The organism is Gilliamella sp. W8126 (genome assembly GCF_016102185.1).
Classification (GTDB): domain Bacteria; phylum Pseudomonadota; class Gammaproteobacteria; order Enterobacterales; family Orbaceae; genus Gilliamella; species Gilliamella apis_A.
The window spans coordinates 53,974-75,590 of sequence record NZ_JACFPE010000001.1 but is presented as its reverse complement, the minus strand read 5'-3'; the positions used below and the strand labels follow the sequence as shown (position 1 = coordinate 75,590).

Below are 21,617 nucleotides of genomic sequence, written 5' to 3'. Positions count from 1 at the left end.
TAAATCGCGCTTTTTATTTTCAATTCTTTTATTTCACGCCACGGCAATATCCCATCCCAGTTGCGCTAAATCTAGTGTAATGAGTTTCACACCTTTAGGTAAAAAATGACGAACACTAGCTGGCACAAAAGCAATTCCATTTTTAGCGGCAATTAACGCTAAAAGCGTAGGAAGATCATTAGTTGTTCCTCCTTGTATTAAAGTCACATTAATTCCTTCAAGCATTAATTGGGTTTGTTCAGTTAAACAAGGGGGCTAAATCTGGATTTATCTGCAATAACGGGTGCGTTGCCAGTATCTCGTTAATATTACCGGAACTCACTTTTACCTCAGTTGGTACCGCCAATACAATATACTCTTTAGATAATATAATTGAACGCAATGATTCTGGCACCGGCATCCGGACAAAACCAATATCGAGTTCACCTTGCATTAACAGATTTATTTGCTCACTAGAAGGTAGTTGTTTAGTCACAATATGACATTCAGGGGATCCATCAGAAAAAGTCCGAATCCATTTAGGCACCTGTTGAAAACAAGAGATACCAAAACCAATTGATAAGCATTCATTCGCTTTTTTCTTAATATTATCGGCAAATAACAGGAATTTCTGATGTTGTTGCAGTAGTTTTTTAGCTTCGGGATATAACGCATTGCCTATTGCAGTCAATGTTGCTCCATTCCGACCACGGATAAACAGTTTTTGATCGATGACTCGTTCAAAAGATTGAATTTGTTTAGTTAACGCTGGTTGTGTTATGAATAGCCGGTGCATATTGTGTCGGCATTGGTAATGCTGAACTGATCCAACATGGTGCTCAAACCGCAATTGCTAATTTTTCTAAAGTCAAAGTTATGAACCAAAACAACAATGATATTCGTATCTGGTTAGATAATGAACATAAATTGATTTATAATAAATAAATCACACCATAAAGAATAAAAGAAATACGTATTGGCTAATACTGCTTATACTATGACTATTCATGTTGGTTGATTGAATTTACCAAACAACCAATCTTATTTTTTAGTGTTATTGCTTATTAAATCATGCAATCTTTAGTTTCAATTAAAAAATAAAAATCAGTAACCATCAATTAAGCAATTGCTGTACTGATTAATTTTATTGTTGAAATAATTATAATCAGTCAGCTAACCAATGATATAAATGTTGCAATACTTGCTCTGTTTTTTCAGCATGAACATTATGACCAGCGCCTTCTACAATATCAATTTGTGCATTGGGAAATTGATTAAATATAGCTGGATAATTTTCATCACTGATATAACTAGAATTACCACCGCCAATAAATAACGTTGGTATGGCACTGGCTGAGATAGTTTGCCAATCACAAATATTGGCATACTGATTAATAATTACATCAGCATTAAATAGCCAACGCTCACGTTTAAAGGATTTAAGCAAAAATAAAATCGTTGGTTCATTCAATCCATGTTGTCGCATAACTTCAGCGATTTGCTTTCTATCAACTAATTGTTGATCAATGCATTGTGCCAATGCTTTTATGACCGGAGTATTAATTGTTTGAGTATATTTAACTGGCGCAATATCAATTGCACAAATGTTGCTAATCAGTTGCGGAATAAGTTGGCTTAATTGTAAAGCAACTTTGCCACCCATTGAATGACCAATTAAGATTAAGTTCTGTAATTGCAAACCATGGCATAGTTCCGCGATATCTTCCGCCATAGCTTGATAGTTCATGATATTTGACCATGGCGATTGGCCATGATTACGTAAATCAACTTGTATAGTTTGATAATTTGCAACGAGGTCTTTAGCTAACATGTTTAAGTTATCTAAACTACCAAATAGCCCATGCATTAATAAAATCGGTTGTTTATTGCCTTGTAATTTATAATTTAATTTCATGTTTTAACTCTTTATTTATTGTAACTGACTTCAATAGCCAGTCATTGATGAACAATTCAATAACCCCTAAAAGCATAACTATGATAGAATTTAGTCTAAATTTTTCAATTAATATTAAGCCATATGTTTCAAAATAACCCATTACTCGCCCAACTTAAACAAGAATTTGCAGAACAAAAACCTCATGTTGAAGGTATCGTCCGAGCACACGAAAAAGGATTTGGTTTTTTAGATGTTGATAATAAAACAAATTATTTTATTCCTGTTGCCAAAATGAAGCAGCTTTGCCATGGAGATAAAGTATCGGGAACCATCATCAGCAATAATGATAAAGAGTCATTTGAACCTGAAATATTAATTGAAAGTAGCTTACAAAAATTTATTGGTAAAATCGGCTTTTTAGATCGCGCTATGGTGATTTATCCTGAAAATATGCCAACTAAGTTTGCTATACGTTGTCAAGTTAACACCGAAGTTAAGCAAAAATTAACCGAAGGTGATTGGGTTGTGGCAACATTACAATCGCATCCATTGCAAAAAGATAAACAACAATTTCTTGCTCAAGTAACACAATTTATCGCAAGTTCTGATTCAATTTATCAATTATGGTTGAAAACCTTAGCTCGTTACCAATTAGAGGATAATGCACCCCAAGCTGAATCATTCATCATTTCTGAAAGTGAACAACAAAATCGACAAGATTTAACCAATGTGTCGTTTTTCACTATTGATAATGAAAATACCGAAGATATGGATGATGCAATTGCTATTTGCCAAGATGAAATGGGTAATTATAACTTAATGATAGCTATTGCCGATCCTACGGCTTATATTTTACCTGATAGTGAGCTGGATAATATTGCCAAAGTTCGTAATTTTACAACTTATCTGCCCGATTTTAATATTCCAATGTTACCTAAGCAATTGGCTGATGATCTATGCTCATTAAAAGCCAATCAAAAACGTCCAGCAATGGTATGTAAAATTCACCTAGATAAAACGGGACAATTTACTGCTGAGGATATCCATTTCACCCCGGTTTGGATTGAATCCAAAGCTAAGCTTTGTTATAACAATGTTTCTAATTTCCTTGAAAATCAAAGTGATTTAAATATTGCTAATACAGAAATTAAAACCCAATTGAAATTGTTAGCTGATTTAGCAAAAGTTCGTATCAATTGGCGACAACAAAATGCGTTAATTTTTAAAGCAAACAATGATTATCGATTTGTACTTGATGATAATCGCCAAGTGCAAACAATCCTCAAAGAAGAGCGCGGCATCGCCAATAATATCGTTGAAGAAATGATGATTATTGCTAATTTAGCTTTGACCTTATATTTAACTGAAAAGATTGGTATCGGCGTCTTTAATACTCATTCAGGCTTTGATAGTAAGTACATTGAACAGATTTTAAAAATATTAGTTGATAATGGCATTTCTGATTTTGATAAAGAGTCACTAACTTCATTTGAAGGATATATTAGATTACGCCGATTAATTGATAATAACGATTTTCTATCAACTAAGTTGCGTAAATTCCAAAGTCCTGCTGATTTTTCGATAACGCCACAACCTCACTATGGTTTGGGCTTTTCGGCCTATGCCACTTGGACTTCACCAATTCGCAAGTATGGTGATATGATAAACCATCGTTTACTTAAAGCTTCTCTTAAACAGCAACCATTCTCTGCACCAACTAATGAACAATTAGAAATTATGGCAGATCGTCGTAAGAAATTACGTTTAGCTGAACGAGATATCGCCGAAAATCTTTATAGCCAATACTTATATGATAAACAAGAGCAATGTTTTACTGCTGAAATAGTTGACATTAATCGAGGTGGGGCCCGAGTTCGATTAACAGAGATAGGCGCATTCGCATTTTTACCACTATCAATGATTCATAACATTCGTGATGAAATAACCTTAAACATTGATGAAGGTTCAATTAAAATTAAAGATGAATTGATACTTAAACTAGCTGACAAACTATCAGTTGTGATCCATCAGGTTAAAATTGAAAACCACTCAATTATTGTAAAAATCGGTGAAAATAAATAAAGATTATCTTGTCAATTTGACTTTTTTCACTCTAATTATTTAACCCTGATAATAATCAGGGTTAATCTAAATACAATTAATGATTTTTTTAACATTTAACCTCTTTTTTTTATTAAAAATATCTGCTATCTTTCACCGCTTAAAAAATAATAATTAGAGCGAGATAAACCGCAATCTAGGAGAGGAAAATGATATCAATTCACGGTCATGAAGTACTACAGATGATGGATGGGAACAATTATACCGAATCATCTTTACTTAATGCTATCCATGAAAAATTTGGTACCGAAGCTAGATTTCATACCTGTTCTAACTCCGATATGAATGCCGAGCAGCTTATTGCTTTTTTAAAAGCAAAAGGAAAATTTAAGCCAGCTTTAACCGATGATTCACAATTTACTGTCGATATTAAAAAAATATGCCGACATTAAACAAAATCGGCAAACGAATATTTAGTGCGTTTTTTACTAAATTAATGTAATCATCTAGTGTTTTTAAAAGAATAAGAGTATATAATTTCGCGTTACGACTTCACTACAAAGTGTTAAGTTTCTCAACCTGAAATTTCAACTCAAGAATATGTTCATGGAATTTGATATATGAAAATAAGTAATATCCTTACATGTGCCATTGTCTTTATTCTTGCCACAGGCTGTGTAAAAAACAATATGTCTAAAACAAAAAATAATGGCAAAAATATTGAAGTCGATCCGTTAACAATATTAAAAGAACAAACGGAACAAAATAACCCGTTTGTATCTAATGCCAAAAATCAATTACTTCAATTAGTTGGCGATAAACAATTTGACAGTTATATAAAAAAACAAGGTATTTTAGACTGTAAAGATGATAGTAACGAATCATCCTGTGTGTTAAATTTTTATCTTAACGAATTTTATAAGTTAAAATATGATATACAACTCAAAAAAGTGATTGAAGAAAATCAAGCCGAACATAAAATTGAGTTAAAAAAAATTAATCCAACCGACAATAACCTAAACAATTACTGTCAATGGTCAGCTGATTTCGTTGCCGCAGTTTACAGCAAAGATACCGAAAATATAACCAATCGCTATCAACCATTATTTAGAATGTCAGAACAAGATTTGGCTGCATTACAAACTAAAATTCTCAAAGATAATTACTCGCATTTTTTAATTGATGAAAATCCAAGTATTCTTGACGAAATGAAAACTGATTATCTTGAAAATTGTTTAAGTAGCCCTAAAGACAATATTATCAATTACATTAATATTTTTAGATAATACTTAAGTGAGTCTTTTTTATGTACAATTTATTACCTATTAGTCGATTTAGTAAAACACTAACTTGCAAGATGTTATGCATAGCATCAATATCTTGTTTGAGTTTTTCTTCATGGGCTTTTACTTTTAATGATGTAGTGACAAAAGCAGAAAAATTATCAAAAAAGTCTTATGTCCAACCATCTAAAAACATTCCTAGTGAGCTATCTTCACTGCAATTTGCTGATTATCAGAAAATTTCTTTTAAACATGATAAAGCTTATTGGAATGATCGCAAAAGTCGCTTTAAACTAGAGTTTTATCATGAAGGTATGTATTTTGACATGCCGGTTAAAATTAACGAAATTGTCAATAACCAAGTTAATGAAATTAAATACGATCCAGATTATTTCGACTTGAGTCAACTTCATTTAGATAATTTAAATACTAAAAATCTTGGTTTTGCCGGTTTTAAAGTTCATTATCCAATTAACAAACCAACAAAAACCGATGATGAAATATTTACTGCTCTTGGTGGTAGTTACTTCCGTGCTGTTGGTAAAGATCAACGATATGGCCTTTCCGCTCGAGGTCTTGCTATCGACACCGGTGAAATGTCAGGAGAGGAGTTTCCTCGCTTCAAAGAATATTGGATTGAACGTCCAGAACCAAATCAAAAGCATTTAGTCATTTATGCATTACTTGACTCTCAAAGTGTTACTGGAGCTTATAAAATCACCCTAGTACCAAGTATCGATACCACCGTTACGGTTGAAGCTAAAGTATTCTTCCGTAATTCAGTTAAAAAATTGGGTATTGCGCCATTAACTAGTATGTTCTTATATGGCCCAAATCAGCCATCACCACTACTTAATTATCGTCCAGCAATGCATGACTCAAACGGGTTATCTATTTTGGCTAATAATAATGAGTGGATCTGGCGTCCCTTAAACAATCCTAAACGTTTATCTTTTTCATCATATAGTTTAGAAAATCCAAAAGGTTTTGGCCTAATCCAACGAGATAAAGGTTTTGATGATTATCAAGATTTAGATGATCACTACGAACTACGACCAAGCGTTTGGGTTGAAATTTTAAATGATTGGCAAAAAGGACGAGTTGAACTTGTCGAAATTCCAACAGCAGATGAAACCAATGATAATATTGTTTCTTTCTGGGTTCCTGAAAAGCAATATAAAGGCGGTGATCAACTTACTTTTAAATATCGACTACATTACACACTAAACGAACAAAATCGTTATCCGGCTAACGTCGCTAGAGCAGAAAGTACTCGTTTATCGCTAGGTGATATCAAGCAAGCCAATTTAATACGTAAACTTGATGGTTCTAATGCATATGTTATTGATTTTACTGGACCTCAGTTATCTGATAAAAATCCTGTTAAAGTTATTTCAAGTATTAATAACGGCTCAATTGTAAGTTGTGATTCCCAATACAATTCAGTAACTAAAGGTTGGCGTGTTATTATTCGATTCAACGTTGAAGATAACAAAAAAGCAACCGATCTGCGGGTTCAACTCGCTTCTCAAACGGGTGAAGTTTTGTCCGAAACTTGGAGTGGGCAATACCCTGCTCAATAATTATAATAATCAGCCAATAATATGAAAAAAGATTACTTCGAAAATCTATCTGACGCCGAAATTTGGCGTCAGAAATCGGAAAACAATAACTCTCTTGCCAATGATGTCGAATTCTTAAAATATCGATTGAGTCAAGTCGGCAACATTGACCATTTTAATGAAGCAAGACAACAGCAACCTAGTTATCCCAAAGTTGAACGTGTGTCAGTACAACCACAAATTTGGAATGAACGGTATACAGCTAAATCAAAACCTCGTGTGAATATTATCGCACTTATTCGTCGTCTAATTATGTTTGTGCTTATAGCAGTTCAAACATACTATGGAACAATTTATTTATCGTCACTTTTGCCGTATCAAAGCTGGCAAAAGATTAGTTTCATGGCTAATTGGAACATCAATCCTGAACTCGCTATCTATAGTATTATCCCTTATATCATACAGGGTTTTATTATTGGTCTCTTTGCTATTTTATTTTGTTGGATTTCAATCGGTTTTTGGACTAGTATCATGGGTCTTATTTTGGCAGTGATAAAAAAAGACCGTTATACCATTGCTATTCCAAATGATCCCGCAGCTCATATTGACGCAAAACATCGTACCGCTTTAGTCATGCCTATCTGTAATGAAGATGTTTCACGAGTATTCGCTGGACTTGAAGCCACCTATGAATCACTAGTTGAAACAGGACATGCTCAATGTTGTGATTTTTATATTCTTAGTGATACAAACGATCCTGATTTGTATGTTAATGAATTAAAGGCTTGGGCTGATTTTAATGCTAAAAAAGCAGATAATGGTTGTAATATTTTCTATCGTCATCGTAAACGCCGTGTAAAACGTAAAAGCGGTAATATCGATGACTTTTGTCGTCGCTGGGGTCATCAATATGAGTATATGATGATTCTTGATGCTGATAGTATTATGACTGGCGATTGTATTTTAAAAATGGTTGCCATGATGGAAATGAATCCAACAGCGGGTATATTACAATCACCACCAAAATCGGTCAGAATGACAACCTTATACGGCCGTATTCAACAATTTGCCAATCAAATTTATAGTGATATTTTTTGCTCAGGTACTCACTTCTGGCAACTAAGTGAAGCCCAATATTGGGGTCACAATGCCATGATTCGCCTAAAACCTTTTATTGAACACTGTATTTTATCACCATTGCAAAAACGTAAAGGCCCGATTCATATCTTATCGCATGATCTGGTTGAAGCAACTTTGATGCGCCGAGCTGGTTATGGAGTATGGATTGCTTACGATATGAACGGCAGTTATGAAGAGTTGCCAGGTAATATGATTGAAGATCTTAAACGAGATAATCGTTGGTGTATGGGTAATCTTATCAATCTTCGATTAATATTCAAAAGTGGCATTACTTTAACCCATCGAGTTATGTTTTTAACCAGTGGTATGGCTTACATTTCATCATTATTGTGGTTGGTATTTTTAATTTTCTCAACATTGTTATTATTGGTATTCAATATTTCTGAACCACAATATTTTTTCCAACCCAACCAATTTTATCCAACTTGGCCTAGGTGGGATGAACAATTAGCTATTCAATTACTTTCAACCACGATGGTATTGCTGTTTGCACCTAAATTATTTAGCTACGGAATTATTATAGCCAGAACAGGGGCAAAAGATGTAGGTGGGATATTTAAACTAACCTTATCAATTCTTATTGAAATGGTGTGGTCAATGATCCTTGCTCCAATCCGTATGATCTTCCATAGCAAATTCGTTGTTAAAGCATGGCTTGGTAGCAAAATTCAATGGAAGTCACCATCACGAAATGATGATGCCTTAACTTGGGGTGAATCATTCTATTTTTGTTGGCCTTTATCGTTATTAGGAATTGTGTGGTTATGTGTGATTATTTGGTTAAATCCACAATTTACCTATTGGTATATCGCAATTTTAATTCCATTAACTATTTCACCACTAGTAATTCGTATTTCTGGTTTATCCAGTATTGGTATGAAAGCTAAAAAAGCAGGGTTATTTTTAACACCTGAAGAAACCCACCCTTCACGTGCAGTAAAACTCACTGGTGACTATTTAGCGCAAACCGAAGCTGCTTTTATGGAACATGGCTTTATTATGGCACTTGTTGATCCTATTTATAATGCATTAGCCTGTGCATTATCGACTTCTCGTCATTTACCTAATACAAAAAATCAGCAATTGCGCCAACAACTGATTGAGCACTATCAGCAAGTGGATTTAGAAAAAATCAGTAAAGAACAACAATTAGCGATTTTAGAAGACCCTATTATTCTTTCTGCACTTCATTGCCACATCTGGCATCAGCAAGAAAAATACGACAATTTGTTCTCATTATGGCAAAATGAACGCCAGCAATAAGAGATAGGGCTTAATGCCCTATTTCTTCTTTTAGTAATTAATCAAAATCCATGGATATTTTTTTTATGACTTGGCAACCAACTGCATCAATTAATAATTTACTTAAGCGCGCTAAAATTGTATCTCAAGTAAGACAGTTTTTCGCTGATCGCTGTATATTAGAAGTCGAGACGCCAACCTTAAGCCAATATGCAGTAACAGATGTGCATCTGAGCTCATTTCATACCTTATTTTTAAAACCTGGTGAAACCAATGAACAACAAGGGCAGAAAATGTCATTAATCACCAGCCCTGAATATCATATGAAGCGTTTATTAGCGGCTGGCAGTGGCCCTATTTATCAAATATGTAAATGCTTTCGTAATCATGAAGAAGTGAGTCGCTATCATAATCCTGAATTTACCATGCTTGAGTGGTATCGTATCCAATTTGATATGATGCAAATGATTAACGAGGTCGATGATCTTCTACAAAACATTTTAGATTGCGAACCAGCCGAACGTATCTCTTATCAAAAAGCATTTCAACGTCATCTAAATATTGACCCATTAGAAGCAGATCAAGCAAGGCTAATTGATGCGATGAAAAAGCTTAATATCGAGCTCAATACTGATGATTATGATCGCGATACTTTATTACAATGCCTATTTAGTTTCGGCGTCGAACCTCATATTGGTCAAGAGAAACCGGTTGCAGTATATAATTTCCCAGCATCTCAAGCAGCATTAGCAACGATCAGTTCGGAAGACCATCGAGTCGCCAGCCGTTTTGAGTTTTATTATAAAGGGGTTGAACTGGCTAATGGATTTAAAGAATTAACTAATCCGCAAGAACAAAAGATGCGTTTCGAACAAAATAATATTGATAGGGCTAATCAAAATTTACCACCACAAAATATTGATATTGAATTAATTGCGGCTATGGAAGCAGGTTTACCTGATTGTGCCGGTGTTGCCGTAGGACTTGACCGCTTAATTATGTTAGCACTTGATGCCATGAATTTAGACGATGTCATTTCATTCACTTTTGCAAGGGCTTGATCATGTTTGGAAGTTTAGGCTTAAGTGAATGGACAGCGATAATAATTGCTATTATCGCCGTTGTTTTATTAATCGCTTTATTAAAAACGCAATTTAGAGCCAATAATCTACATGCTTTATTTGATTTACAACTAAATCAAAAAAAACAAGAAAATCAAGTTTTAACCACTCAAATAACACAGTTGGAACAAGAATTAAACCAATGCCAACAACAAAATATCGCCCAAAATATCAAAATTAGCGAGTTACAAACTCGTTTGGAAGAGACCATGAATGCGGCACAGCAACGGCAAACCATTCTGGAACAAAGTGAGCAACGCTTAACAACTCAGTTCGAAAATTTAGCTAATCGAATTTTTGAACAAAGCGGCAAAAAGATTGAGCAACAAAATAAACAAAGTTTAGATTTTCTACTTTCACCACTAAAACAACAATTAGAAAGCTTTCAGAAACAGGTTCAAGACAGCTTTGGACAAGAAGCCAAAGAGCGTCATACGCTCACCCATGAAATCCGCAATTTGCAAAAGCTTAATGAATTAATGACTAAGGAAGCCACTAATTTAACTAATGCATTAAAAGGCAATAACAAAACTCAAGGTAATTGGGGAGAGTTTATTCTTAGTCAAATTTTGGATAATTCAGGACTCCGCTTGGGACATGAGTATCACACTCAGGTTAATTTAACCAATGAAAATAATCAACGATTGCAACCAGATGTAATTGTTCATTTACCTCAAGGTGGTGATGTTGTCATTGATTCAAAAGTTACTTTAGTTGCCTATGAACGTTACTTTAACAGTGATGACGATGATATTAGAACTAAGGCTATTGCCGATCATCTTGCTTCGGTACGTAATCATTTAAAACAGCTTAGCCAAAAAGATTATCACAAACTCATTGGTATCAATTCATTAGATTATGTTTTAATGTTCATTCCAGTTGAACCAGCATTTTTGTCAGCAATTGATCAAGATCCTACATTAATTAATGATGCTTTAAAAAACAATATTATGATTGTTAGTCCAACAACCTTATTGGTAGCGTTAAGAACTATTCATAATTTGTGGCGATTTGAATACCAAAATCGTAACGCCGAACTTATTGCTGATAGAGCAAGTAAACTATATGATAAAGTTCGTGGTTTTATTGAGGATATGGAAAACCTAGGTAACTGCTTAGATAAAGCGCAACAAACCTTTCAATCTTCAATGAACAAACTATCTAAAGGACGAGGTAATGTTGTTGGTCAAATAGAACGATTCAGGGAATTAGGAATTGAAGTAAAAAAACCGATCAATCCTGATATAGCCCAACTATCAGTTGATGAACTTGAACGTGAACAAGAAGATTATCCATCTTGCCACGATACTCAATAAAACTAATCACAACTCATTGTGCAATGACGTTTTAATTAATGTAAAAATTTAACTTAAATATCTTAATTCACCATCAGAAAAAATACGTGTATACTCATTTAACACAGAGGGGGACGATATGGCAAAAAAACAAGATAAAGAAGCAAGTTTTGAAGAAACGATCAAACAACTTGAAGCAATTGTCACTCAACTTGAAAATGGTGATTTACCATTAGATGAAGCTTTAAATGAGTTTGAAAAAGGGATTAAATTAGCCCGTTCAGGTCAAAAACAACTTAATGAGGCTGAACAACGCATCCAAATTTTGTTATCTGAAAATAGTGATGCTCAATTATCTGAATTTTCAATTGATAATAATGAATAGCACAAAACCATTACAAGAACGTATTGATAATTATTTAACAACATATATTTCGCAATTTGCCCCTTCAAACTTGCAACAGGCGATGAGTTACAGTCTGCTTGCCGGAGGCAAACGAATCCGCCCTATTCTAGTTTATCTAACTGGGCAGATGTTTAATTGTCCTTTAGAAAAACTTGACCCTATTGCAGCAGCTATTGAATCAATGCATACTTATTCTTTAATTCATGATGATCTACCAGCCATGGATAATGATAACCTCAGGCGGGGTAAACCTACTTGTCATATTCAATTTGGTCAAGCAGAAGCAATTCTTGCTGGTGATGCCTTACAATCGCTAGCTTTTGGTCTATTATGCGAAAATCAACATATTGATAACCAAAGTAAAATTAATATGGTTAGTGAACTTGCTAACGCCAGTGGTCTTGCAGGTATGTGCTTAGGTCAATCACTTGATTTGCAAGCAGAACAACAAAAAGTAACCCTTGAACATTTACAAAATATCCATAATTATAAAACCGGTGCTTTAATTCAAGCTGCAGTTAGGCTTGGTGCTTATGCTAGTGGTGAGGTAGCCAAACCCTATTATCAAATCTTAGATGACTATGCTCAAGCTATTGGATTAGCATTTCAAATTCAAGATGACATTTTAGATGTTATTGGTGAACAAGAACTAATGGGTAAACCACAAGGCTCAGATATTGCACTTGAAAAAAGTACTTATCCGGCATTAGTTGGCTTACAAAATGCAATTGAAATGACAAACACATTATATCGACAAGCTATCGATAGTCTGCAGCAAATACCTTATAATAGCCAACCATTACAAGATCTTGCTGGTTTTATTATTAATCGAAATAGTTAACCTAATAACTAGATGATAAAAATGAATTTAGATAAATTTCCTTTATTAAAGCAAATCAATTTCCCCACGGATCTTAAACGTTATCCGCTATCACAATTGCCAGAGATTTGTCAGGAATTACGACAATTTTTATTAGATAGTGTTAGTCAATCTAGTGGCCATTTAGCTTCAGGTTTAGGTGTAGTCGAATTAACCGTTGCTTTACATTATGTCTATAACACTCCATTTGATAAAATTATATGGGATGTAGGACATCAAGCTTATCCGCATAAAATCCTTACTGGTCGACGTGATCAGATGCTAACCATTCGCCAAAAAGGTGGATTGCACCCTTTTCCTCATCGTTATGAAAGTGAATACGATGTGTTAACAACTGGCCATTCATCAACATCTATTAGTGCCGCGCTAGGTATTGCTATTGCTGAACAACAAAAGCAATCAGGACAAAAAGTAGCAGCAATTATTGGTGATGGAGCATTAACCGCTGGTATGGCATTTGAAGCAATGAATCACGCAGGTCATATAAAACCTGATATGCTAGTCATTGTTAATGACAACGATATGTCGATTTCTGAAAACACCGGCGCACTTAATCAGCATTTAGCGCAACTTTTAACAAGTAAAGCTTATACCTCTTTTCGTGAAAGTGGTAAAAAAGTCCTTTCGAATATTCCGCCATTAAAAGAATTATTCAAAAAAACCGAAGAACATTTAAAAGGATTAGTGACTCCAGCCATTTTATTTGAAGAATTAGGCTTCAATTATATTGGCCCAGTAGATGGTCATGATGTCGAAACACTTGTAGCTACCTTGCAAAATGTGAGGCAGTTAAAAGGACCACAACTACTGCACATTATTACTCAAAAAGGTAAAGGCTATGGCCCTGCCGAACAAAACCCGACTTTATGGCATGGTGTTCCCAAATTTAATCCCAACGAAGGGACTTTACCGATTTCAAAAAAAGTTGCACCAACCTATTCAAAAATATTCGGAGATTGGCTGTGTGAGATAGCCGAACATGATAAACGTTTAATGGCAATTACCCCTGCCATGGGCGAAGGCTCTGGTATGACTGAATTTGCAAAACGCTATCCCAATCAATTTTTCGATGTGGCCATTGCTGAGCAACATGCGGTAACGTTAGCCGCAGGCTTTGCTATTAGTGAATTTAAACCGGTAGTAGCCATCTATTCCACTTTTTTGCAACGTGCGTATGATCAAGTGATCCATGATATTGCTATCCAAAATTTACCTGTCCTGTTTGCTATAGATAGAGCTGGTATTGTTGGCGCTGATGGTGAAACCCATCAAGGGGCTTTCGATTTAAGTTTTCTACGCTGTATTCCTAATCTTGTTATTATGACTCCGAGTGATGAAAATGAATGTCGACAAATGCTTTATACAGGTTATTTACATAATGGCCCATCAGCGGTACGTTATCCTCGTGGTGAAGGATGTGGTGCTAGCTTACAACCACTCAATCCAATACCATTGGGACAATCAAAATACTGTCGTGAAGGTGAAAATATTGCTTTACTTAATTTTGGCACATTATTACCTGAAGCTTTACAAGCAGCCGATCAAATAAATGCTACAGTGATAGATATGCGTTTTGTAAAACCACTAGATGAAAAAGTCCTTTTGCACATTGGTCAAAGCCATAATATACTTGTCACCATCGAAGAGAACAGTATCAAAGGTGGGGCTGGAAGCGCCGTCAATGAATTTTTGTTATCGAAAAAAACAAAATGTGATATTTTAAACATCGGATTGCCTGATGTGTTTATTCCACAAGGATCACAACAAGAAATGCGTGATGAAGTTGGATTAAACGCCAAACATATAATCGACAAAATTAATACATTTATAAAACTATAGGTTAAATATGGAAACTCAAGCTGTCACGGTTCAGATTTTTGGGCGAACTTTAAAATTTAATTGCCCTGTTGAAGAAGTTGACGCACTTACAAATGCGGCTAAAGATTTAGATGCACGCTTAACAAATTTACGAGAAAAATCACCACAAGTTGGCAGCGATCAACTTATTATGACTGCTGCACTAAATATATCTTATGAACTAACTAAAGAGAAAGAAAAAAGCGATGAGTTTGCTAATAGATTAAAAATGCTACAGCAGTTACTTGATTCCGCTTTAAATACCAACAATTAGTTAGCTTAAACGTAAATAATCAACAAAGACTATTGTATGATTCTCTAAATTTTGTATTATATTAATTATCTCTGAGATGCTCGGGATAAGGGTTAGTCCCCTGAGCCGATATTCTTTAATTTAGAGTGGTGTGGTTTTTGATTGGTGTGTATGCCTAATTTATTTAGGAAACCTAAAAATTAAAACATGCAACTCACCTTGAACCTTGGGTTCAAGGGTTACGACCCTAACGACATCTTGGAGTGCTTCTTTACTTTTCTTTTTCAATCGATAACTAATGAATATTCGGCAAGCGATACGTCAAAAAAGACGTGATTTATCTCCACAACAACGCTGTAATGCGCAGCAAATTATTTATCAAAAAATTAAAAATCATCCAGCTTTGAATCAAGCTGAAAATATCGCTATTTTTTTGTCATTTGATGGGGAAGTCGATACTAAACCGATTATTGAATATCTATGGCAACAAAACAAATCAGTCTACTTACCAATTACCCATCCATTTTGTAAAAATCACCTACTCTTTTTAAAGTACACCACAAATACGCCACTCATAAAAAATCATTTTGGCATCTTTGAACCAGAACTTAATGTCAATAATGTCATTCCGTTTGCACAACTTGATATCGTCTTTACACCATTAGTTGCTTTTGATGAACGAGGTTATCGTATGGGAATGGGCGGTGGCTATTACGACCGAATGCTAGCAAATTATCAACAACAACAGATATTACCTATTGGGCTCGCATTTTCCTGCCAAAAATTGGCCAATATTGATAATCAACCTTGGGATATCAAATTGCCAGAAATAATTTATGCTTAAACAGGCATTATCATAAAATCAAACAAACTATAAGTAATCAATAACTGGTTATTTTAGCTTATTCGACTTTTTCAGAATGGCTGCCATTAGCGGACGATGGCAATGATAAATCATGTCAGATTTTAACATCACTAATTCGGCTAACGGTACAGTCCAATCAGGTATTTCAGTAGTCTCTGGATGTTTTGGATCAATCGGATTATCTACAGTATAAAGTTCAGTACTAGCAAATAAATCTTGCTTTTTAGCAATATCTACATCATCACTGTCGCTAAGCATTTTACAGTTATCTAATAGTTCTTGGGCAAATTGTTCTGGCCAATCATCCGCAAAGTGCTTAAATTTAGCAAAGCTTGCAATGTGCCTCAACATATCACGAAACAGTAATAAATAGACCATTTGAACATTTCGCCCAGATAAACTAGCAAGCTGTTCATCAGACAATTTGTTGTTGAAAACACTAGGCCCCCATTTAAAAAACAGCGTATCTTTATACAAATTGATGATATGTTTAGCTGCACTATATTTCGACTTAACTAAACTATCAATTTCACGAGATAGTTGCATGGTAGGATAACCAACATTATTACGACCATTTAAGTCTCGTTCTGATAAAGATTGTGTTTTTTTGCTGGGTAAAAATTTTTTCAAAAATCCTAACATGATATATCACTCAAACTATCTATTTTTTTGTCTAACAATTTCAAATAAGCAAATACCTGTCGCTACCGAAACATTAAGTGAAGAGACAATTCCTGCCATAGGTATACTGACTAGCTCATCACAATGCTCTTTAGTTAATCGACGCATACCTTCGCCTTCAGCCCCCATTACTAAGGCCAGAGATAAGTTTTTTGAACTTTTATAAAAATCAGTCTGATAAAGTGTGCTGGTTGCTTCACCGGCAGTACCTACAATCCAAACTTGATATTCATCTTGTAACATCCGCATAGTTCGAGCTAAATTGGTAACTCTAACTACAGGCACGCTTTCAGCGGCGCCACAAGCAACTTTTTGTGCGGTTGAGTTAAGTGGTGCAGAGCGATCCTTTGGCACAATAATAAAATTGACACCAGCGGCATCAGCGGTACGAATACAGGCACCTAAATTATGTGGATCGGTCACACCATCTAAAATTAAAATAACCGGAATGGGATATTGTTCCATCAGTAAAGGTATATCATTTTCTTGGTAACCACGGCTTGGTTTTACCATCGCTAATATACCTTGATGAACACCATTTTTTGATTTTTCATCTAGATATTGTCTATTGGTTACTTTCACAGTTAAACCTAACTGTTCTAATTCTTGAACAAGGGCTGTCAAGCGTTTATCTTCTCGACCTTTAGCGATAAAAACTTCAATAATTCTTTCTGGAGCACGCGTTAACAATGCTTCAATGGCGTGGATACCGTATACTGTTTCACTCATCTATTAATTACTCTTTTTTTCTCTTATTACTTGATGTCGATGCTGATTTAGATTTAGTCTTAGATGCCGCTTTAGATTTTGCTTTAGCTTTTGTTCGTTTTTTACTTTTCACTTTAGCTTCTGCTTTATTTGCTACTTTAGCGTTCGCTTTTTTCTTTTTGCTATCTGGTGGACTTTTAGCTTTGCGTTTTACTGGTAAATCAGTAGCAAAACTTATATCAGCTTTATTAGCTTTATCTCTTGCCGTCTTACCTTGACGTTGTGGCTTATTATTACTGCCGACCAAAGAAAAATCAATTTTACGCTCTTCTGGATTAACATTATCGACTTTTACTTGAACTTTATCACCTAAACGATAACTAAAGCGAGTATTCTCACCAATTAGACGATTACGTGATGCATCATAAATATAATAATCATTTTCCAGTGACGAAACATGCACTAAACCATCAATAAACAGATCATCTAACCGGACAAAAAAGCCGAAATTAACCACACTAGAGATAGTACCATTGAATACCTCACCAACATGATCTTGCATATAGTCACATTTTAGCCAATCAACGACATCACGCACGGCTTCATCCGCACGACGTTCAGTCATTGAGCAGTGTTCACCAAAATAAAGCATTTCGCTAATGGTATAACGATGCCCACCAGTTTTACTGGTTTTATGTTGTTCATTCGCCAGTACCCATTTAATGGCTCGATGTAATAATAAATCAGGATAACGACGAATTGGCGACGTGAAATGAGCATATTCTTCAAGCGCTAGGCCAAAATGACCACGATTTTCGGGATCATAAATTGCTTGCTTCATTGAGCGTAAAATTACAGTCTGTAACATCTCATGATCGGGTCTTGCTTCAACATCAACCATTAATTTGGCAATATCTTTAGGTGTTGGATTTGCTCCACCGCCAAGTGATAAACCGAGTTCACTTAAAATACTGCGTAAATTATTCATGCGATCTTCATCCGGTCTATCATGCACGCGGAATAAAGACGGAATCTCAGCATTAATGACCAATTTTGCCGCAGCAACATTGGCTAAAATCATACACTCTTCAATAATTTTATGTGCTTCATTACGCTGTACTAATTCAATACTCTCAATACGTTTATCTGCATTAAAAATAAATTTTGGTTCTTCTGACTCAAAACCGATTGCGCCACGAGTAACCCGAGCATTATCTAATACCTTATATAAGCCATAAAGATTTTCAAGATGAGGCACTAACTCTCGATAGTGCTCACGTAACTCTTTATCACCTTCTAAAATTTTGGCAACCTTAGTATAAGTTAAGCGAGCATGCGAGTTCATTACAGCTTCATAAAATTGATAACCAGTTAAACGTCCTTTATTAGACACCGTCATTTCACAAACTAAACATAAACGATCAACTTGTGGATTGAGAGAACAAAGGCCATTAGATAACACTTCTGGTAACATTGGTACCACTCGTGATGGAAAATAGACCGACGTACCTCGTAAGCAAGCCTCTTTATCTAAAGCTTTACCGTTGCGAACATAATAACTCACATCAGCAATTGCTACCCATAATCGATAGCCACCGCCACGATTTTTTTGACAATAAACTGCATCATCAAAATCACGGGCATCTTCACCATCAATAGTAACTAACGGTAAATCTCGTAGATCTTTACGTCCTTTTTTAGCACTTTCAGGCACTTGATCACTAAATTTGTTGACCTCTTTTTCAACTGCTTTAGGAAATTCGTAGGGGATCTCATGATTACGTAACGCAATATCTATTGCTAAATTGGTTCCCATAATCTCACCAAGAACTTCTTTAATAATACCTACTGCTTTTTGACGACGCTCAGGACGTTGTTGTAATTCAACTACCACAACCGACCCCATTCTTACGGTGCGATTTGGTTTACCCGCGATCAAAATATCAAAGTTCAATCGACTGTCATCAGGTACCACAAAGCCAACACCTTGTTCAATAAAATATCGCCCAACGATTTGGTTAGTTCTGGGTTCTAAAATTCGTACTACACGTGCTTCTGTTTTACCTCTATATTGGCTACCAATTGGTTGTGCTAATATAACATCACCCTGTAACACTTTTTTCATTTGTTCAGGTGATAAAAAATAATCTTCTGGTTTTCCTTCTACCCTTAAAAAACCAAAGCCATCACGGTGGGCAATAACACTCCCCTTCACCATATCGAATTTTTCCGGTAAGGCATAACACTTACGCCGTGTAAACACCACTTGGCCATCACGTTCCATCGCCCGCAATCTTCGATGTAATGCTTCTTTTTGTTCATCATTCTTAATTGATACTGCTTGAGCTATCTTGTCTAAATTAGCTGGTTTTGCTTCTTTAGTTAGGTAGTCCAAAATCAGCTCACGGCTGGCGATCGGCGAATCATATTTTTTCGCCTCACGATCATAAAATGGATCTTTTATCATATGGAACGTCCTGTGATCGAATATTAGGTTAAGCATAACATAGAGTTGCATAACTTAAAATCAAGATTACTTTTTTGAAGTGCAAAAGCCTTTACTCACAACATATTTATAATTACTAATTCTTAAGATTCATGATTAATAAATAGGAGATGCTAATAAGGTAATTTATCTAAATAAAATATAAATATAATTTATATCTATTTATTCAGCTTTGTTTGATTGTTTTTTGATCAAAAAATTGCTTCCAGTACGCTACGCATAACTGGAAGCAATTTTTCTCTGCTTTTAATATATAAAATGTTTCCCTTTTATATTAAACATATTTTAATCACCACGACAAACAGCCGTTGTACTTGGATATCTTGGCTCCTGAAGATCAATTGCACCTGTTTTACCCCTTACTCGGTAAACGTAATATTGATCTCTTATTTCAGCAGTCCATAAATCACCATCTGGAAGCCAGATTCCACCATAGAGTTTTGTAATACCCCACTCACTCATAAATGTACCCACTGCCCTTATAAAATGAGACTCATTATTAGTCAGTTCAGAAGTTGTATATAAATATTTTAACCGAAAATTTTTATCCAATACCTGTTCTTTAGTAACTTTATTTATCCCGCTACAAAAACTTAATGCACTAAATCCTCTAGAGATGTTTATAAACTTTCCATCACCAAAATTAATTGCCTTACCTGATCCTTTTCGAGGCCATTTGTTAGGAACTGGAATAGTAAAACTATCAAACCTTTCCCAATTACGACCATTATAAAATTCCATTGTTATTGTTGGTGTGCCATTTTGAATAAATTGACTTTTTTGCCCTGCAATATAATTTACCGTACAATTTGAAGCATAACCACCAATTGTCGATAAGCTTATCTTTCCACCACCATTAGACGTATAACAACGATAAAGACTTTGGTCTGAACCACTACCAACTAAAGTAAAGGCCGCATTCTGAAAACCGGTAGTTGGAAAACCACTATTTCGTGAAAAACCATAGGTATTATTAAAGACATTGGGATCATGATCACCAAAGTGAGTCATTTCATTCGGTCGTAAATAACATATTTGCCCATTTGGAATTATCCTATACTCTACCGAACTACTGCCATAGTAACGATTTCTAGGTAAACCATATTGAGTATTGGCCTGAATATTCGAGACTTCTACGCGTAATTTATAAGGTCCGCCACAATTCCAAAGCTCCCAACTTAACTTATCATTAGGTATTTGAATGCCATTCTCAAACCAAGTTGCTCTAATTGTGCCAGAGATATAACCGCCAACTTGATCACCATCAATATCATCAACCTTAAGTGCCGATGGGATACGTGCAACACCATCAGTTGATAAAGCAAAAGCCAAAACGTCTTTGAAATGCATCCCTTTAGGGGCTCGCAAGATAAGATCTGTATCCCAGGCACTGATCCATTCAGTACCGCCTTGTCCATTACGATTAGGAAAATTAATCCACATGATTTGACGTAAATCAGTTAGTGGTGTTACGCCATCAGTTAATAAAATATACGGCGTATTACCGGTTATCATTTTTTCAGTTTGAGCAGAATATGAAGATAATGCCCATACATTATTTACCAATAACAGACTACTTAGAATAAAAATTATTTGTGCAAATAGTGTTTGATATCTAGTTAAATTTATCGCTTTTTGTTTATTTTTATGTTGGTGGATATTTAATACAATTTTTGCTATATAAGTTTTTAGATTATGGAAAGATGAGTTTATGGCAGATTTTATTTGCGAATTTTGTTTAGCCTGAAAGATGGCTAGAATACTATTTAGCCTATATGGCTGGCTGGCTGGCTGGCTGGCTGGCTGGCTGGCTGGCTGGCTGGCTGGCTGGCTGGCCTCTAAACAACTGTATTTTAACATTTTTTCAATCCCTTGTCAATG

At 35.1% G+C, this 21,617-nt stretch carries 19 protein-coding genes and 1 other RNA gene; 13 read left to right on the top strand and 7 right to left on the bottom strand.

The features are described 5' to 3' along the window. Window positions 1-33 precede the first annotated feature (33 nt). From H3S74_RS00355 to H3S74_RS00345, 3 genes are all read right to left on the bottom strand, one after another. Window positions 34-207: a hypothetical protein gene (locus H3S74_RS00355; RefSeq protein WP_181414689.1), complete on the bottom strand. Its 174-nt coding sequence runs from the start codon at window positions 205-207 to the stop codon at window positions 34-36. A gap of 31 nt (window positions 208-238) precedes the next feature. Beyond that, window positions 239-775, bottom strand: a complete 537-nt coding sequence (locus H3S74_RS00350; protein WP_110448339.1) for a LysR family transcriptional regulator — start codon at window positions 773-775, stop codon at window positions 239-241. Between the two features lie 369 nt (window positions 776-1,144). Beyond that, window positions 1,145-1,894, bottom strand: coding sequence for an alpha/beta fold hydrolase (locus H3S74_RS00345; RefSeq protein ID WP_086363685.1), 750 nt, complete (start codon window positions 1,892-1,894; stop codon window positions 1,145-1,147). 123 nt (window positions 1,895-2,017) lie between these two features. On the opposite strand from H3S74_RS00345, the gene H3S74_RS00340 reads away from it, so the two are divergent. The 13 genes from H3S74_RS00340 (at window position 2,018) to H3S74_RS00280 (ending at window position 15,820) form a co-directional block, all read left to right on the top strand. After that, complete coding sequence (locus H3S74_RS00340) at window positions 2,018-3,958, top strand: exoribonuclease II (protein ID WP_198246938.1); 1,941 nt, start codon at window positions 2,018-2,020, stop codon at window positions 3,956-3,958. Window positions 3,959-4,146: 188 nt separating this feature from the next. Next, window positions 4,147-4,389 (top strand): YecH family metal-binding protein, encoded by a 243-nt coding sequence (locus tag H3S74_RS00335; protein ID WP_110448341.1) that lies wholly within the window; start codon window positions 4,147-4,149, stop codon window positions 4,387-4,389. Between the two features lie 168 nt (window positions 4,390-4,557). Beyond that, window positions 4,558-5,223 carry a hypothetical protein gene (locus tag H3S74_RS00330; RefSeq protein WP_198246937.1) on the top strand — a complete coding sequence of 222 codons (666 nt, stop codon included), beginning with the start codon at window positions 4,558-4,560 and terminating at the stop codon, window positions 5,221-5,223. A 20-nt stretch (window positions 5,224-5,243) separates the two neighbouring features. After that, window positions 5,244-6,803: a glucan biosynthesis protein G gene (locus H3S74_RS00325; protein WP_232354812.1), complete on the top strand. Its 1,560-nt coding sequence runs from the start codon at window positions 5,244-5,246 to the stop codon at window positions 6,801-6,803. 21 nt (window positions 6,804-6,824) lie between these two features. Then, window positions 6,825-9,185, top strand: coding sequence for a glucans biosynthesis glucosyltransferase MdoH (gene mdoH / locus H3S74_RS00320; RefSeq protein WP_198246936.1), 2,361 nt, complete (start codon window positions 6,825-6,827; stop codon window positions 9,183-9,185). A 65-nt stretch (window positions 9,186-9,250) separates the two neighbouring features. Further along, window positions 9,251-10,225: an elongation factor P--(R)-beta-lysine ligase gene (gene epmA / locus H3S74_RS00315; RefSeq protein ID WP_198246935.1), complete on the top strand. Its 975-nt coding sequence runs from the start codon at window positions 9,251-9,253 to the stop codon at window positions 10,223-10,225. Between the two features lie 2 nt (window positions 10,226-10,227). Beyond that, window positions 10,228-11,601, top strand: a complete 1,374-nt coding sequence (gene rmuC, locus H3S74_RS00310; protein ID WP_198246934.1) for a DNA recombination protein RmuC — start codon at window positions 10,228-10,230, stop codon at window positions 11,599-11,601. 118 nt (window positions 11,602-11,719) lie between these two features. Then, window positions 11,720-11,965, top strand: a complete 246-nt coding sequence (gene xseB / locus H3S74_RS00305; protein WP_065614071.1) for an exodeoxyribonuclease VII small subunit — start codon at window positions 11,720-11,722, stop codon at window positions 11,963-11,965. Continuing rightward, window positions 11,955-12,827, top strand: coding sequence for a (2E,6E)-farnesyl diphosphate synthase (gene ispA, locus H3S74_RS00300; protein WP_370547449.1), 873 nt, complete (start codon window positions 11,955-11,957; stop codon window positions 12,825-12,827). The genes xseB and ispA overlap by 11 nt, the downstream gene beginning before the upstream one ends. A 12-nt stretch (window positions 12,828-12,839) precedes the next feature. After that, complete coding sequence (gene dxs / locus H3S74_RS00295) at window positions 12,840-14,705, top strand: 1-deoxy-D-xylulose-5-phosphate synthase (protein WP_370547301.1); 1,866 nt, start codon at window positions 12,840-12,842, stop codon at window positions 14,703-14,705. Between the two features lie 7 nt (window positions 14,706-14,712). Continuing rightward, window positions 14,713-14,997 carry a cell division protein ZapA gene (gene zapA / locus H3S74_RS00290; RefSeq protein WP_034903801.1) on the top strand — a complete coding sequence of 95 codons (285 nt, stop codon included), beginning with the start codon at window positions 14,713-14,715 and terminating at the stop codon, window positions 14,995-14,997. Window positions 14,998-15,062: 65 nt separating this feature from the next. Next, window positions 15,063-15,245: non-coding RNA, 6S RNA (gene ssrS / locus H3S74_RS00285), on the top strand. Window positions 15,246-15,274: 29 nt separating this feature from the next. After that, window positions 15,275-15,820: a 5-formyltetrahydrofolate cyclo-ligase gene (locus H3S74_RS00280; protein ID WP_198221927.1), complete on the top strand. Its 546-nt coding sequence runs from the start codon at window positions 15,275-15,277 to the stop codon at window positions 15,818-15,820. Between the two features lie 48 nt (window positions 15,821-15,868). On the opposite strand, the gene H3S74_RS00275 is transcribed toward H3S74_RS00280, so the two are convergent. The 4 genes from H3S74_RS00275 to H3S74_RS00260 all read right to left on the bottom strand — a co-directional run bounded on the left by H3S74_RS00275 (window position 15,869) and on the right by H3S74_RS00260 (window position 21,596). Next, complete coding sequence (locus H3S74_RS00275; protein WP_232354811.1) at window positions 15,869-16,483, bottom strand: hypothetical protein; 615 nt, start codon at window positions 16,481-16,483, stop codon at window positions 15,869-15,871. Window positions 16,484-16,498: 15 nt separating this feature from the next. After that, complete coding sequence (gene rlmB, locus H3S74_RS00270) at window positions 16,499-17,251, bottom strand: 23S rRNA (guanosine(2251)-2'-O)-methyltransferase RlmB (RefSeq protein ID WP_198246931.1); 753 nt, start codon at window positions 17,249-17,251, stop codon at window positions 16,499-16,501. A gap of 7 nt (window positions 17,252-17,258) precedes the next feature. After that, window positions 17,259-19,697: a ribonuclease R gene (gene rnr / locus H3S74_RS00265; RefSeq protein ID WP_198246930.1), complete on the bottom strand. Its 2,439-nt coding sequence runs from the start codon at window positions 19,695-19,697 to the stop codon at window positions 17,259-17,261. 324 nt (window positions 19,698-20,021) lie between these two features. After that, a complete protein-coding gene (locus tag H3S74_RS00260) occupies window positions 20,022-21,596 on the bottom strand; it encodes a hypothetical protein (RefSeq protein WP_198246929.1) in 1,575 nt (524 codons plus the stop codon). Window positions 21,597-21,617 lie beyond the last annotated feature (21 nt).